The organism is Streptococcus sp. GMD4S, assembly GCF_000296955.1.
The window spans coordinates 1-15,597 of sequence record NZ_AJRE01000435.1 but is presented as its reverse complement, the minus strand read 5'-3'; the positions used below and the strand labels follow the sequence as shown (position 1 = coordinate 15,597).

The window sequence follows — 15,597 nt, the reverse complement described above, 5'->3', positions numbered from 1 at the left end:
CCAATGAGAAACTTAGCAAAATTCCATTCGATTCGTTTTCCTAGCGGGCCAGACTTCTGGTCTTTTAGCCAAACATAAAGAGGATCTGCCTCCTTGCCGTTGACTTTGATCTTGGCAAAGCGAGGGAAAGTGGTCTGGTAGTGTAGACTGCAGAAGCTATTGATTTCCTCTGCGCTGCCGGGTGCTTGTCCCATGAACTGATTGCAAGGGAAATCTAGGATTTCAAAGCCCTGATCTTGATAGCGTTCATAGAGTTCTTGAAGTCCCTGGTACTGGGGCGTTAAACCACATCCTGTAGCAGTGTTGACAATCAAGAGAACCTTGCCACGATAGCTCTCCAGGGGAGTTGCTTGGTTGTTTTGGTTCAGAGCGGAAAAATCATATACACTGGTCATGAGGGCCTCTTTTCTTTTTCTACATTGTAACAGTTTTTACCCTTTTCGTCGAGTTGGATGGGAGATATTGTTGAAGAATAAGCCCTCAATATGATAGAAACCGTTTACAAATAACTTTAAAAATGATATGATTTAATTAAACCGGTTTACTCAGTTGCTATAAATCTCTAATTTGAGATTTAGTTCCTATTGATTTTACAATATGTTTATTGGAGTGTACACATGCAAACAAAAACAAAGAAGCTCATTGTGAGTTTGTCTTCACTTGTTTTATCGGGATTTTTATTAAACCATTATATGACAGTTGGAGCGGAAGAAACGACTACGAATACCATTCAGCAAAGCCAGAAGGAAGTTCAGTATCAGCAAAGGGATACCAAAAATTTAGTTGAAAATGGTGATTTTAGTCAGACGGAGAACGGAAGCAGTCCTTGGACAGGAAGCAAAGCTAAGGGGTGGTCAGCTTGGGTAGACCAGAAGAATAGTTCTTCAGGTGCCTCAACTCGAGTCATTGAAGCCAAGGATGGGGCTGTCACTATCTCAAGTTCTGAGAAACTAAGGGCAGTAGTTCACCGTATAGTCCCTATTGAAGCTAAGAAAAAGTATAAACTGCGTTTCAAGATTAAAACAGATAATAAAGTGGGGATTGCTAAGGTTCGCATCATTGAGGAAAGTGGTAAGGACAAGCAATTGTGGAATTCTGCAACAATGTCGGGAACAAAGGACTGGCAGACTATTGAAGCAGACTATAGCCCGACTTTAGATGTTGATAAAATCAAGCTGGAGTTATTCTATGAAACGGGAACAGGGACTGTTTCCTTTAAGGATATTGAGCTGGTAGAGGTAGCAGACCAGCCTTCTGAGGATTCTCAAACAGATAAACAGCTTGAGGAAAAGATTGATTTACCAATTGGGAAAAAACATGTCTTTGCTCTTGCGGACTATACTTATAAGGTAGAAAATCCTGACGTTGCTTCAGTCAAAAATGGAATTTTAGAACCTCTTAAGGAAGGGACAACCAATGTCATTATCAGTAAAGATGGCAAGGAAGTGAAAAAGATTCCTTTGAAGATTCTAGCCTCTGTTAAGGATGCATACACAGACCGTTTGGATGACTGGAATGGCATCATCGCTGGGAATCAATACTATGATTCTAAAAATGAACAGATGGCCAAGTTAAACCAGGAGCTGGAAGGAAAGGTAGCTGATAGCCTATCCAGTATTTCAAGTCAGGCGGACCGCACCTATTTGTGGGAAAAATTTTCAAATTATAAAACGTCTGCGAATCTGACTGCCACTTATCGGAAATTAGAGGAGATGGCCAAGCAAGTGACCAATCCTTCTTCTCGTTATTATCAAGATGAAACCGTCATTCGAACAGTTAGGGATTCCATGGAATGGATGAATAAACATGTCTACAATAGTGAAAAGAGCATTGTTGGGAACTGGTGGGATTATGAAATCGGTACACCTCGTGCCATCAACAATACCTTGTCTCTGATGAAAGAATACTTCTCAGATGAGGAAATAAAAAAATATACAGATGTGATTGAAAAATTTGTGCCAGATCCCGAACATTTCCGAAAGACGACTGATAACCCATTTAAGGCCCTAGGTGGAAACTTAGTGGATATGGGAAGGGTAAAAGTAATAGCTGGTTTACTGCGCAAGGATGACCAAGAAATTTCTTCTACCATTCGTTCGATTGAGCAAGTGTTTAAGTTGGTAGACCAAGGCGAAGGTTTTTATCAGGATGGATCTTATATCGACCACACCAATGTTGCCTATACGGGTGCTTATGGAAATGTCTTGATTGATGGCCTGTCTCAACTGTTGCCAGTTATTCAAAAGACCAAGAGCCCAATCGATAAAGATAAAATGCAAACCATGTACCACTGGATTGATAAATCGTTTGCTCCTTTGCTAGTGAATGGAGAGCTGATGGATATGAGTCGTGGCCGCTCTATCAGTCGTGCAAATAGCGAGGGGCATGTGGCCGCAGTAGAAGTACTAAGAGGGATTCACCGGATAGCGGATATGTCTGAAGGAGAAACCAAACAACGGTTGCAGAGTCTTGTGAAGACCATTGTTCAATCAGATAGTTATTATGATGTCTTTAAGAATTTGAAGACTTATAAGGATATCAGTTTGATGCAATCCTTGTTAAGCGATGCTGGAGTCGCAAGTACTCCAAGAACAAGTTACCTATCTGCCTTTAACAAGATGGATAAAACAGCTATGTACAATGCAGAGAAAGGGTTTGGATTTGGCTTATCACTCTTTTCCAGTCGTACCTTGAATTACGAACACATGAACAAGGAAAACAAACGTGGTTGGTATACAAGTGATGGGATGTTCTATCTCTATAATGGTGATTTGAGTCACTATAGCGATGGCTACTGGCCAACAGTTAATCCCTATAAGATGCCTGGTACGACAGAGACGGATGCTAAGAGATTGGATAGTGATACAGGTAAAGTTCTACCGTCTGCTTTCGTTGGAACGAGCAAACTAGATGAGGCCAATGCGACAGCAACCATGGATTTCACTAACTGGAATCAAACATTGACTGCTCATAAGAGCTGGTTTATGCTGAAGGATAAGATTGCCTTTTTAGGAAGCAATATCCAGAACACTTCAACAGATACTGCTGCAACTACAATTGACCAGAGAAAACTGGAATCAAGTGATCCATATAAAGTCTATGTCAATGATAAAGAAGCCTCCCTCCCAGAACAAGAAAAGGATTATCCTGAAACCCAAAGTGTCTTTTTAGAATCGTCCAATTCGAAAAAGAATATTGGTTACTTTTTCTTTAAGAAGAGTTCAATCAGTATGAGTAAGGCTGTCCAAAAGGGATCTTGGAAGGATATCAATGAAGGACAGTCAGACAAGGAAGTCGAAAATGAATTTCTTACGATTAGTCAGGCTCATAAGCAAAATGGAGATTCTTATGGCTATATGCTCATCCCTAACGTGGATCGTGCCACCTTCAATCAAATGGTAAAAGAGTTAGAAAGTAGCCTCATCGATAACAATGAGACCCTTCAGTCTGTTTATGATGCCAAACAAGGAGTTTGGGGCATTGTGAAATATGATGATTCTGTCTCTACTATTTCCAACCAATTCCAAGTCTTGAAACGTGGAGTCTATACTATTCGAAAAGAAGGGGATGACTATAAGGTTGCCTACTACAATCCTGAAACCCAGGAATCAGCGCCAGATCAGGAAGTCTTTAAAAAGTTAGAACAAGCAGCTCAGCCACAAACTCAGGATTCAAAAGAAAAGGAAAAATCAGAAGAAGAAAAGAACCATTCGGATCAAAAGAATCTCCCTCATACAGGAGAAGGTCAGTCAATCTTGGCAAGTCTAGGGCTCTTGCTACTTGGGGCGGTTTATCTGTTCCGCAGAGGAAAGAACAACTGATTTGTTCATCATCTAGATGAATCACATGAAACTGTGGAAAATAGAAAAAATCCGAAGAAGGTCAAACATCTTCGGATTTTTCTTTTAAAAAAGGATAAGTTAACACTTATCCTTTTTCACTTCATTTTATCTGAGTGTAACATACTGTTGGGCAATCTCGCTGATGCGGTCAAAGTCGCCTTGGGAAGCGAGTTTATTGAGTTCGCCACCAATTCCAACGGCGTCTGCACCAGCAGCGAACCATTGAGGAATGTTATTTAGGCCGACTCCTCCGGTTACCATTACGGAAACTTGTGGGATTGGCGCCTTGACTGCAGAGATATATGATGGACTGAGAGCACTACCTGGGAAGAGTTTGATGATTTCACTACCGGCTTCAAGTGCAGTCGTTATCTCTGTGAGGGTAATACAGCCTGGAATGTACGGTGTGCTGTAAAGATTGCACATTTTTGCAGTTTCAGCATGGAAAGATGGAGAAACAACGTAATTTGCTCCGGCTAGAATGGCATCTCTAGCAGTTACGGCATCAAGCACAGTACCTGCACCGATACAAACACTCTGATCGTCCTGATACAAGTCTACAAGTTCCTTGATGATTTGCCCTGCATACTGATTGGTATAGGCAATTTCAATAGCTTTGATACCGCCCTTGATACAAGCAATCGAGGCTTGTAGTCCTTCTTCCTTTGTATTTCCTCGAATGACAGCGACAATTTTTTGTTTTTTTAGTTCAATAATCGTATCTGATTTGGTCATGTAATTCTCCTAACGAATGATATCTTGTGCATTTTCCAGTAATTTTTCAATACTAGCTGCGGGAGTGGAGAGATGGTCTCCTGGAAGAGTACATTTGAGAGTTGCGCTGGCAACTGCAAAGTCAATGCTAGTTTTTAGGGAGGAATGATGGAGTAGTTGGTAAAGGGCACCAGAGATAAAGGCATCCCCGCTACCAACTCGTTGATAGACTGCAGTTTTTAGTTGGACAGACTCTTCAAATCGTTCTCCCAGAGCATAGGCTTGATAGACATTTTTGTCTTGCTCATCACTAGAGCGGAGGGTATGGAAAATGGCCTTGAAACCATAGGTTTTTTTTAAAAGTTGCATGCGATTTTCCACCTCTTTTAGGCTAGCTCTGTCTCTTGGGAACATCTCTAGATTTTGGTCATCAATCATGAGAGGATCAATACCAAAGCAATAATCAGCGAAACGAGCAAACTTAGAAAATTCATACTTGGCTTCTAGGACTGAAATCATCTTTGTTCTCAGATTGAGATCCATTGAAACGATAATCCCTCGGCGCTTGGCTTCTTCCAAGAGTAGGAGAAGGAGCGTACGAACCTCTTGACCGATAGCTACGGTGATTCCACTAAAATGAAAATGGCTAATCCCCTGAAAGAGAGAATCCATATCTAGCATGTTTGGCCGAATCTGGCTGATACTCGTATGCTTACGATCGTAGAAAACTTCACTTTGACGACAACCAAAGCCGTTCTCCAAATAGTAGAGGCCGATTCGATCGCCAAGCCGATAGATTGAACTGGTATCGATTTGGTGCTGTTTCAAGAATGTAATAAAACGATCTCCAATCTCGTTGGCAGGGAGTGCGGTAAAGACTTTCGTTGAGATACCCAGGGCTTGCAAATTACAAGCGATATTAATTTCTGATCCGCCAAAATAAGTCGAACTGGCAACATGATCGCCGATACTGGTGGCATCTAATGGTGAGATTCGAATTAATGGTTCGCCAAACAGTAAGATTTTCGTCATCCATTAGTTCCTTTCTGGTTTAGAATAGCTTTACTTGGCTAATACTTCTTTCAAATAAGCAGCGACTTCATCATCTTGGCAGTTTTCAAAGAAGTATTCTTGGAAGTATTTGCCAGAGATGGTGTCTTTGAGGAAGTCTTGGTCGATTGTTTTAAGGATGGTTATCAAATCATTGTGGGTGATTTGTTTCACCTCGTTTAAGATACGAGCGTTGCGTTGTTCAGGGATTACACGTTCTCTTGGGTAGCCACCGCCCATTTCTTCAGCAAATAAGCGTTCAAACATCAATTTGAGGGTCAGTTCTGCCCCCCAGCCAAATCCTTTGGCATAAGGGATAGACAAGGCGTTACCACCATTGATTTGAGAATAAAGGTAAGCGTCAGTTGGGTCCACTGCTAGACCACAGACAACACCAGGGAAGCTGTTTAAAGCAAGCATAGCCCCTACACCTGTACCACAGCCGGTAACAACAAAGTCAACTGCCTTTGTATTTAAAAGGATGGCAGCCATTAGGCCGTTTTGTACGTATGTTAATGGATTTTCACCTTCTTCTCCACGCATACCATAGTTAAATAATTGGTAGCCTTTTTTATCTGTTGCTTCTTTCAGACTATCGTAAATAATGTGATTCTTGCTAGCTTGACTATTTTCATTGATTAATGCGATTTTCATAAGATCTTCTTTCTATTTTTACTCAGGTTGTTTTCCGATGTAGGCTAAGATACCGCCATCTACATATAGGATGTGGCCATTGACAAAATTGCTGGCATCACTAGCGAGAAAGACAGCAGGGCCCATCAAATCTTCAGGATTTCCCCAACGTGCAGCAGGTGTTTTTGCAATGATGAACTGGTCAAATGGGTGGCGAGAACCATCTTCTTGCAACTCACGAAGAGGTGCTGTTTGAGGAGTGGCAATATAACCCGGTCCAATTCCGTTACATTGGATATTGGCTCCACCGTATTCGGATGCAATGTTGCGGGTCAACATTTTCAAGCCCCCTTTAGCGGCAGCATAAGCGCTAACTGTTTCACGTCCCAGTTCGCTCATCATCGAACAAATATTGATAATCTTTCCATGCCCTTTCTTTATCATAGAAGGAATAACTGCCTTTGAAACGATAAATGGTGCGTTTAAGTCAATATCGATGACCTTACGGAAATCAGCGGCGCTCATTTCGCACATTGGAACGCGGCGGATAATACCAGCGTTATTAACGAGGATGTCAATGACACCAACCTCTTGTTCGATTTGCTTGACCATGGCTTGGATACCGTCCTCGTCTGTCACGTCACAGACATATCCATGGGCTTCGATGCCAACTTCACGATAAGCTTCAATCCCTTTATTGACTAGGTCTTGATTGATATCGTTAAAGACAATAGTAGCGCCGGCTTCAGCGTAGGATTTGGCAATAGCAAATCCAATTCCATAAGAAGCGCCGGTGATGAGAGCAATTTTCCCTTTTAAAGAAAACTGCTCAATTGAGAATGATGTATTTGTCATTTGATACTTCCTTTCAAATTTGTTAAGACTTCTCTATAACCAAATTATATTCTAGTAAACCGGTTTTGTCAATAATTAAATATTTTTATTTCTAAAAATCTTTGTTTTCCTAAAAAAACGGAAGATTTTGAAATTTCTGTCTATTGTAATGGTTAAATAAACAATGAAAGCGCTAATATTTTTTTAAAAAAACTATTGACAAGATAAAAATAAAGGGTTACAATGGAAAATGTAAAGTAAACCGGTAAACTCAAACAAGGAAGGAGAAAAGATGAAAATTGTACTTGTAGGGCATGGACATTTTGCCACAGGGATTTATAGTTCTTTACAATTGATTGCAGGCAATCAAGAAAATGTGGAGGCGATTGACTTTGTGGAAGGAATGTCAGCAGATGAACTCAAGCAAAAAATCTTACTTGCAATTTCAAATGAAGAAGAAGTTTTAATCCTAAGTGACCTCTTGGGAGGATCGCCATTCAAGGTTTCTTCTACTATAATGGGAGAAAATCCAGCCAAAACAATGAATGTTCTCTCGGGTTTGAACTTAGCCATGTTAATGGAAGCAGTCTTTGCTAGAATGGCTCATAGCTTTGATGAGGTTGTTAATAAATCAGTAGCGGCGGCCCAGGGCGGAGTCGTAAATGGTAAAGAATTGTTTTCAACTGATGTAGAGGCAGAGGAAGAAGATTTCGAATCAGGTATTTAAAGGATTAAAGAATGATAAAAAAGATTACGATTGAAGAAATAAAATCGCCTGAGCGCTTCTTAGAAGTACCACTTCTGACGAAAGAAGAAGTCGGTCAGGCAATTGAAAAGGTTATTAGGCAGTTAGAACTCAACCTTGACTATTTCAAGGAAGATTTCCCCACACCAGCTACCTTTGATAATGTCTATCCAATTATGGATAACACAGAATGGACCAATGGTTTCTGGACGGGAGAACTGTGGTTGGCTTATGAATACAGTCAACAGGATGCATTTAAAAACATGGCACATAAAAATGTTCTTTCTTTTCTGGAGCGTGTCAATAAGAGAGTAGAGTTGGATCACCATGATCTCGGTTTCTTGTACACACCGTCTTGTATGGCTGAATATAAGATAAATGGAGATGGAGATGGAGAGGCTAGAGAAGCAGCCTTGAAAGCTGCAAATAAGTTGATTGAACGCTATCAAGAAAAAGGTGGCTTCATTCAGGCTTGGGGAGACTTGGGCAAAAAAGAACATTACCGTTTGATTATCGACTGCTTGCTCAATATTCAACTCTTGTTCTTTGCTTATCAAGAAACAGGCAATCAAAAATACTACGATATTGCAGAAAGTCATTTCTATGCTTCAGCTAATAATGTAATCCGTGATGACGCTTCGTCCTTCCACACCTTCTATTTTGATCCTGAGACAGGTCAACCCCTTAAAGGTGTAACGAGACAAGGGTATAGTGATGATTCATGCTGGGCACGTGGTCAATCATGGGGAGTCTATGGTATTCCTTTGACTTATCGTTATCTGAAAGACGAGTCCTGCTTTGACTTGTTTAAGGGTGTAACCAATTATTTCTTGAATCGTCTGCCAAAAGATCATGTTTCTTATTGGGATTTGATTTTTAATGATGGTAGTGATCAATCACGAGATTCTTCAGCAACAGCTATCGCCGTCTGTGGGATTCATGAAATGTTAAAACATCTCCCAGAGGTGGATGCTGACAAAGATATTTATAAACATGCTATGCATGCCATGCTTCGTTCCTTGATCGAACATTATGCAAATGATCAATTTACCCCTGGTGGGACAAGTCTCCTCCACGGTGTGTACTCATGGCATTCAGGTAAAGGAGTGGATGAAGGCAATATCTGGGGTGACTACTATTACCTAGAAGCGCTTATCCGTTTCTACAAAGACTGGAACCTATATTGGTAGGAGGAGAAATATGACAACGCCAAATATTATTATGACCCGTATCGATGAACGGTTGATTCACGGGCAAGGACAACTTTGGGTAAAATACTTAGGTTGTAATACGGTCATTGTCGCCAATGACGAAGTGAGCACGGACAAGATGCAACAAACTCTGATGAAAACAGTTGTGCCAGACTCAGTTGCTATGCGTTTCTTCCCTTTACAAAAGGTGATTGATATCATTCACAAGGCTAACCCTGCTCAAACAATTTTTATCGTTGTGAAGGATGTAAAAGATGCTTTAACCTTGGTAGAAGGTGGTGTCCCTATCAAAGAAATCAATATCGGGAACATTCACAATGCCCCTGGTAAAGAGCAGGTGACACGCTCTATCTTCCTAGGTGAAGAGGACAAGGTAGCTCTTAAGGAATTGAGTCAAACGCATCAAGTAACATTTAATACGAAAACAACTCCAACAGGAAACGATGGAGCTGTTGAAGTCAATATTCTGGACTATATTTAAAAGAGGAGATCGTTATGTCGATTAATGTATTTCAAGCGATTTTAATTGGATTATGGACAGCTTTCTGTTTTAGTGGAATGCTGTTAGGAATTTACACCAATAGATGTATTGTTCTGTCATTTGGTGTCGGAATTATTCTAGGTGATTTGCCTACTGCTCTTGCAATGGGAGCTATTGGTGAATTGGCTTATATGGGATTCGGTGTTGGTGCTGGAGGTACTGTTCCACCAAACCCAATCGGACCTGGTATCTTTGGTACCTTGATGGCTATCACTAGTGCTGGTAAAGTCAGTCCAGAAGCGGCTCTTGCCCTCTCTACTCCGATTGCTGTGGCGATTCAATTCTTACAAACTTTCGCTTACACTGTACGTGCTGGAGCACCTGAAACGGCGATGAAGCACTTGAAAAACCATAATTTGAAGAAATTCAAGTTTACTCTAAATGCAACAATTTGGTTGTTTGCCTTTATTGGATTTACCTTGGGTTGCTTGGGTGCCCTTTCAATGGATACCTTGTTGAAACTCGTAGACTACATTCCACCGGTATTGCTTACAGGTTTGACAGTTGCTGGTAAAATGCTCCCAGCTATCGGTTTTGCAATGATCTTGTCAGTGATGGCTAAGAAAGAGTTGATTCCGTTTGTCTTATTGGGATATGTTTGTGCAGCTTATCTAAACATCCCAACAATTGGTATTGCAATTGTAGGTACTATCTTTGCTTTGATTGAATTTTATAACAAGCCAAAAACAGCGAATCATGTGGTAGAGGAGGAAGCACACGATGACTGGATCTAACAAATTAACAAAACGTGATTATCTTAAAACGTCTTTGCGGGCATTCTTTTTACAAAATGGATTTAACTATAGTAACTATCAAGGGTTGGGATATGCCAATGTAATGTATCCTGCTTTGAAAAAACACTATGGAGCGGATCAGGAAGGTTTCTACCAAGCCTTGGAAGAAAACTGTGAATTCTATAATACCAACCCACACTTCCTGCCTTTTATTACCAGCTTGCACCTTGTAATGTTGGAAAATGGTCGCCCAGCAAAAGAAACACGTAGCATCAAGATGGCCTTGATGGGACCATTGGCAGGTATTGGGGATTCTCTCTCTCAATTTTGTTTAGCTCCATTGTTCTCAACCATCGCAGCTTCGTTTGCTCAAGAAGGCTTGGTTGTCGGTCCAATCTTGTTCTTCCTTGCGATGAATACGATTTTGACAGCTATTAAATTGTCAACTGGTCTGTATGGATACAAACTAGGAACAACTGTGATTGATAAACTAAGCGAACAGATGGCAACGATTTCTCGTATTGCCAATATTATCGGTGTAACCGTAATTGCTGGTTTGGCAGCGACATCTGTTAAGATTATGGTGCCGATTACCTTTGCTGCAGGGGAAGTAAAAGCAGACGCTAAACAAAGTATCGTAAGCATTCAGGGAATGCTTGATAAGGTTGCTCCGGCTCTTCTACCAGCCCTATTTACACTTTTAGTTTACTACTTGATCAAAGAAAAGAAATGGACAACATATAAACTCGTTATTTTAACAGTTATCATCGGAATTATCGGAAGCTGGCTTAAGATTCTAGCTTAATGGATACGACATTGTTTTATGGAATAGTGATTGTCTTGGCAGTGAGCCCCCTTTTACTGTCAAGCTTTCATTCTATTCGTCAGCAAAAGTTGCTTCGCAAACAGATGGAGCAACGACAAGAGTATTTAGCTTCTTTAACATCTGATGATGAAGTGTTGTTGTTGTCTGGAATTCATGGAAAAATCATTTCTATCAAAGATGACTTGATCTCTTTGCAGATTGCAAAAGGAGTCGTCATCTATGTAGAAAAGGAAAGTGTAATGGGAAAGACAAAAGAACTGCTTTTTAAGTAGTTCTTTTTCTGGTAAAAGATAATGAAAGAAGAAAGAAGACAATTTTTTGAAAGAGTTGACGGGGACCAATGTCGTGACTATATCTTGTCCCACTGTTCAAAAGACTATGAGAAGGTCAAGCGTTCCCTTGAACGCTTGATGGACAATCGTTTTATGTTTGATAGTCCTTGGGATATGGAACCTTGTTCAAAAATCTATCAAATCCAGCCGATGGTGTGGAATCAAGTATTTGAAGATGATCCAGAATGGGTTTATATGCTCAATCGACAAGAATATCTCTTGCAGTTTATGATAGGGTATCTGGTAGAGGGAGATAAGGGCTATATTCAAAAGTGCAAGTTCTTTCTATTTGATTGGATTGAGCAGGTGAGAGAGTTTTCTCCTCAATCTTTGATGACTAGAACCTTGGATACAGGCATTCGTTCCTTTACTTGGTTAAAACTACTCTTGCTCTTCTCGAAATTTGACTTGCTAGAAGAGGAAGAGCTAGAGAAAATTTTGGTCAGTCTAGAAAAGCAGATTGACTTTATGAAAAGCCACTATCGCGCCAAGTACACCCTTAGTAACTGGGGAATTTTACAAACAATTCCTATGCTTGCTATCTATCATTTCTTTTCAGATAAGATGGATTTAGAAGAAGTTTACCTTTTTGCTTCAGAGGAGTTGAAACAGCAAATTGAGAAGCAGATTTTAGAGGATGGAAGCCAGTTTGAACAGTCGATTCTATATCATGTAGAGGTTTATAAAGCCTTGCTAGACTTGTGTCTCTTGCTTCCAGACTTGCAAGATAGCTTTCAAGAGTTGCTGGAAAAGATGGCGACTTACATTCAGATGATGACAGGCCTGGATGGACGGACTCTGGCTTTTGGTGATAGCGATTCTACAGAAACGACAGAGATTTTGAGCCTGTCTGCTGTGGTTTTGAACAAGGAAGATCTTCTTAACGGTCTGGATGTTAAAGTTGATTTGCTTAGCCTCTTGTTCCTAGGGCGAGAAAAGGTCAAGCGACTGCAGGAATTTGAAAAGAGAGCTTGGCAGCCTAAGTCCATGATCTTTGAAGACTCTGGACATGTCTGCATTAAGGATGAACATCGTTATCTATTTTTCAAAAACGGCCCGATGGGAAGTGCCCATAGCCATAGTGACGAGAATAGTTTTTGCTTACAGTATCAAGGTCAACCGATTTTCATAGATGCTGGGCGTTATTCTTATCGGGAGATAGATGAACGTTATCTCTTAAAGAGTGCTTGGAGTCATTCGACCTGTATGGTAGATGGGAAAGCTCCAGAAAGGATTACGGGATCCTGGGAATATGAATACTATCCTCACTCCCTGTTTTGTCACCACAAAGAAAGAGAGGGAGTGCATTATATTGAGGGGGCTTATTTGTCAGTAGATCCTGATTTGCCTTATCTTTACAGGAGAAAAATCCTCATGTTGGCAGAGGATGTCTGGCTCTTGGTAGATGATATCAGGTGTCAAGGTCAGCATGAGGCGTTGACCCAGTTTATTCTTGACAAGGATGTGACCTATCAAGATGGGAAAATCAATCAGTTGAGACTATGGAGTGAAGTTGATTTTGATTTAGAAGCTACCATTATTTCTCCTAAATACAATGAACTTGAAAAAAGCAGCAAACTCACCAAGCGCCAATTCTTTGAGAATCAGATGCTGGATTATACCATCATTGCGCATGAGAGTTTTGAAATCATCCTTCATTCTGTCTACCAGACAGATGGTCGTGAAGTGGAAAATGCTCTGGCTTTTGAAGTGAAAAATGACGAAACAGACAAGCTGATTTTGTTATTAAGCGAGGACATTTGTGTAGGTGAAAAATTATGCCTCGTTGACGGAACAAAAATGCGTGGGAAATGTCTAGTATATGATAAAATAAATGAGAGAATGATTCGCTTGCAGTGCTAGAAATAGGCATTTTGAATGGTGAATATGTTATACTAAGTATTAGTAGGAGGTGTTTTAGATTGGAGAAGAAACTGACCATAAAAGACATTGCAGAAATGGCTCAGACCTCGAAAACAACCGTGTCATTTTACCTAAACGGGAAATATGAAAAAATGTCCCGAGAGACACGTGAAAAGATTGAAAAAGTTATTCATGAAACAAATTACAAACCGAGCATTGTTGCGCGTAGCTTAAACTCCAAACGAACAAAATTAATTGGTGTTTTGATCGGTGATATTACCAACAGTTTCTCAAACCAAATTGTTAAGGGAATTGAGGATATCGCCAGCCAGAATGGCTACCAGGTAATGATAGGAAATAGTAATTACAGCCAAGAGAGTGAGGACCGGTATATTGAAAGCATGCTTCTCTTGGGAGTAGACGGCTTTATTATTCAGCCGACCTCTAATTTCCGAAAATATTCTCGTATCATCGATGAGAAAAAGAAGAAAATGGTCTTTTTTGATAGTCAGCTCTATGAACACCGGACTAGCTGGGTCAAAACCAATAACTATGATGCCGTTTATGACATGACCCAGTCCTGTATCGAAAAAGGTTATGAGCATTTTCTTTTGATTACAGCGGATACGAGTCGCTTGAGTACTCGGATTGAGCGGGCAAGTGGTTTTGTGGATGCTTTGACAGATGCTAATATGCGCCACGCCAGTCTAACCATTGAAGATAAGCATACGAATTTGGAACAAATTAAGGAATTTTTACAAAAAGAAATCAATCCCGATGAAAAAACTCTGGTATTTGTTCCTAACTGTTGGGCCCTACCTCTAGTCTTTACCGTTATCAAAGAGTTGAACTATAACTTGCCACAAGTTGGGTTGATTGGTTTTGACAATACGGAGTGGACTTGCTTTTCTTCTCCAAGTGTTTCGACGCTGGTTCAGCCCGCCTTTGAAGAAGGACAACAGGCTACAAAGATTTTGATTGACCAGATTGAAGGCCGCAATCAAGAAGAAAGGCAACAAGTCTTGGATTGTAGTGTGAGTTGGAAAGAGTCTACTTTCTAAGATGAAAGGGAAATGACTTGTGACCTCTGTTAAGAAATAAAAGAATCCCACCTAGAACGAACTAGGTGGGATTCTTTGCCTATAAATTAAAAAATTAGCGAATCTTGGTCTATTTTTTAACGTGTTCCGATAAAAAGGCATAGGTCATGGTTCCAAAGATGGCACCAATTCCCAAACCCAAGACTAGTAAAGGGAGCATTTTATCGAACTGGGAGAGATTGTCCCAAAAGGTATCGAGGGGAAGATGCTGAACAAAGAGTTTGTGAAAGGCTGATAAGACAAACAAGCCAATTGGAATGCTGATGAATACACCCCAACTACGAAGGTTGATTTGACTTTTGCTGTATCTTTTGTGATGGATTTCGGACGGGTCATCCTTGTCTAAATGTAAGTCGCGAACTGCTAGTCTCGCCCTAGATGAGAGGACGAAGATAAGTCCAAAATAGAGGTAGGGCATGGCATCTCGAACCAACTCTATGAAGCGTCCAAATAGGAGATAGAACAAGAAGAGTAGGAGGGAGGAGTATACGATTTGGATTAAGGCACGGGCACCTGCCTTGTAGATTATCTCTTGGCGGCATTCATCAAAGGGGCCTTGTATGTGAAAGAATAGTTTGAGTAAGCGAGTGGTGAGATCTTCTTTTTTCATGGGAGTAATCTCCTAAATGAGCGATTTTTGATTGATTTCTTTAAAGAGTTGATAGAGAGTATAGAAGTAAACCAAACTAAAAATGATACAGATTATTAGAAATACCAGGTATCTCCAATCCATAGGATTTGTTAAAAGTTGTGGAAAGGATACGAGGATAAAACAGAGAGATGCGTTTAGAAGACGTATTTTTTTTGATTGGATTTTCTGGGATCTCTGTCCCTTGTTCAATACAGGAAGGAATAAAAGAAAGAAAATCAAGAAAGGATGCTCAATATGTCCAGAAAGTAGGAAAAAGGTAACAAAGATACTGATAAAAACATGACTGATCAGTAGTCTAGCTAGTGATTTCATAAGGCACCTCCTAGTCGTCTTCTTGGTCTTTCTTGGCCTTTTGAATGCGAAGAGAGACGATAATTTGTATGGTCACTCCGAAGAAGAAGGTAGCTAGGATAGTTGATACAAAATGCCCTGTATTTAAAAGAGAACCAAGATAATCCTTGCTATCATCGGTTAGGACATTCAGAAGCGGTATTCCAAAGAACATGCCCATGCCATAGAT

The 15,597-nt window shown here is 40.4% G+C and carries 16 protein-coding genes and 1 pseudogene; 9 read left to right on the top strand and 8 right to left on the bottom strand.

The window, feature by feature from the left end; all coding sequences use genetic code 11:
* On the bottom strand, positions 1-395 hold a 395-nt coding region (locus GMD4S_RS10450; RefSeq protein WP_000205051.1), incomplete at its 3' end, for a glutathione peroxidase.
* Between the two features lie 222 nt (positions 396-617).
* Between GMD4S_RS10450 and GMD4S_RS10445 the strand changes: the two genes are divergently transcribed.
* A complete protein-coding gene (locus GMD4S_RS10445; RefSeq protein ID WP_001193745.1) occupies positions 618-3,821 on the top strand; it encodes an LPXTG-anchored hyaluronate lyase in 3,204 nt (1,067 codons plus the stop codon).
* A gap of 126 nt (positions 3,822-3,947) precedes the next feature.
* Here the strand turns inward: GMD4S_RS10445 and GMD4S_RS10440 are convergent, their stop codons facing one another.
* From GMD4S_RS10440 to GMD4S_RS10425, 4 genes are read right to left on the bottom strand one after another with little or no spacing between them, the layout of a single operon-like run.
* Positions 3,948-4,577 carry a bifunctional 4-hydroxy-2-oxoglutarate aldolase/2-dehydro-3-deoxy-phosphogluconate aldolase gene (locus GMD4S_RS10440; RefSeq protein ID WP_000167290.1) on the bottom strand — a complete coding sequence of 210 codons (630 nt, stop codon included), beginning with the start codon at positions 4,575-4,577 and terminating at the stop codon, positions 3,948-3,950.
* A gap of 9 nt (positions 4,578-4,586) precedes the next feature.
* Positions 4,587-5,588 (bottom strand): sugar kinase, encoded by a 1,002-nt coding sequence (locus tag GMD4S_RS10435; protein WP_000161467.1) that lies wholly within the window; start codon positions 5,586-5,588, stop codon positions 4,587-4,589.
* A 30-nt stretch (positions 5,589-5,618) separates the two neighbouring features.
* Complete coding sequence (locus GMD4S_RS10430) at positions 5,619-6,260, bottom strand: RpiB/LacA/LacB family sugar-phosphate isomerase (protein ID WP_000684780.1); 642 nt, start codon at positions 6,258-6,260, stop codon at positions 5,619-5,621.
* An 18-nt stretch (positions 6,261-6,278) separates the two neighbouring features.
* The gene (locus GMD4S_RS10425; RefSeq protein WP_000185874.1) at positions 6,279-7,094 is read right to left on the bottom strand and encodes a gluconate 5-dehydrogenase; all 816 of its coding nucleotides are present in this window, start codon (positions 7,092-7,094) and stop codon (positions 6,279-6,281) included.
* 271 nt (positions 7,095-7,365) lie between these two features.
* On the opposite strand from GMD4S_RS10425, the gene GMD4S_RS10420 reads away from it, so the two are divergent.
* Genes GMD4S_RS10420 through GMD4S_RS10385 form a run of 8 tightly spaced genes read left to right on the top strand, consistent with a single transcriptional unit; the run spans position 7,366 to position 14,386 of the window.
* Positions 7,366-7,800 (top strand): PTS sugar transporter subunit IIA, encoded by a 435-nt coding sequence (locus GMD4S_RS10420; RefSeq protein ID WP_000706823.1) that lies wholly within the window; start codon positions 7,366-7,368, stop codon positions 7,798-7,800.
* 11 nt (positions 7,801-7,811) lie between these two features.
* Positions 7,812-9,008 (top strand): glycoside hydrolase family 88 protein, encoded by a 1,197-nt coding sequence (locus tag GMD4S_RS10415; RefSeq protein ID WP_000592046.1) that lies wholly within the window; start codon positions 7,812-7,814, stop codon positions 9,006-9,008.
* Positions 9,009-9,018: 10 nt separating this feature from the next.
* Positions 9,019-9,510, top strand: a complete 492-nt coding sequence (locus tag GMD4S_RS10410; protein WP_000211086.1) for a PTS sugar transporter subunit IIB — start codon at positions 9,019-9,021, stop codon at positions 9,508-9,510.
* A 14-nt stretch (positions 9,511-9,524) separates the two neighbouring features.
* A complete protein-coding gene (locus tag GMD4S_RS10405; RefSeq protein ID WP_000026611.1) occupies positions 9,525-10,304 on the top strand; it encodes a PTS mannose/fructose/sorbose/N-acetylgalactosamine transporter subunit IIC in 780 nt (259 codons plus the stop codon).
* Complete coding sequence (locus GMD4S_RS10400; RefSeq protein ID WP_000148024.1) at positions 10,291-11,109, top strand: PTS system mannose/fructose/sorbose family transporter subunit IID; 819 nt, start codon at positions 10,291-10,293, stop codon at positions 11,107-11,109. The genes GMD4S_RS10405 and GMD4S_RS10400 overlap by 14 nt, the downstream gene beginning before the upstream one ends.
* Positions 11,109-11,402: a preprotein translocase subunit YajC gene (locus tag GMD4S_RS10395; RefSeq protein ID WP_000381735.1), complete on the top strand. Its 294-nt coding sequence runs from the start codon at positions 11,109-11,111 to the stop codon at positions 11,400-11,402. Before GMD4S_RS10400 ends, GMD4S_RS10395 begins: the two co-directional genes overlap by 1 nt.
* Before the next feature lie 21 nt (positions 11,403-11,423).
* Positions 11,424-13,325 (top strand): alginate lyase family protein, encoded by a 1,902-nt coding sequence (locus tag GMD4S_RS10390; protein ID WP_000657072.1) that lies wholly within the window; start codon positions 11,424-11,426, stop codon positions 13,323-13,325.
* Positions 13,326-13,384: 59 nt separating this feature from the next.
* The gene (locus GMD4S_RS10385; protein WP_000412460.1) at positions 13,385-14,386 is read left to right on the top strand and encodes a LacI family DNA-binding transcriptional regulator; all 1,002 of its coding nucleotides are present in this window, start codon (positions 13,385-13,387) and stop codon (positions 14,384-14,386) included.
* A gap of 109 nt (positions 14,387-14,495) precedes the next feature.
* Here the strand turns inward: GMD4S_RS10385 and GMD4S_RS10380 are convergent, their stop codons facing one another.
* From GMD4S_RS10380 to GMD4S_RS13630, 3 genes and pseudogenes are all read right to left on the bottom strand, one after another.
* On the bottom strand, positions 14,496-15,035 hold the full coding sequence (locus GMD4S_RS10380; protein ID WP_000711237.1) for a DUF3278 domain-containing protein: 540 nt from the start codon (positions 15,033-15,035) through the stop codon (positions 14,496-14,498).
* Positions 15,036-15,047: 12 nt separating this feature from the next.
* Positions 15,048-15,389 carry a hypothetical protein gene (locus tag GMD4S_RS13825; RefSeq protein ID WP_000838128.1) on the bottom strand — a complete coding sequence of 114 codons (342 nt, stop codon included), beginning with the start codon at positions 15,387-15,389 and terminating at the stop codon, positions 15,048-15,050.
* A gap of 10 nt (positions 15,390-15,399) precedes the next feature.
* Positions 15,400-15,597 (bottom strand): annotated as a pseudogene (locus tag GMD4S_RS13630) (DUF3278 domain-containing protein); the annotation flags it as partial.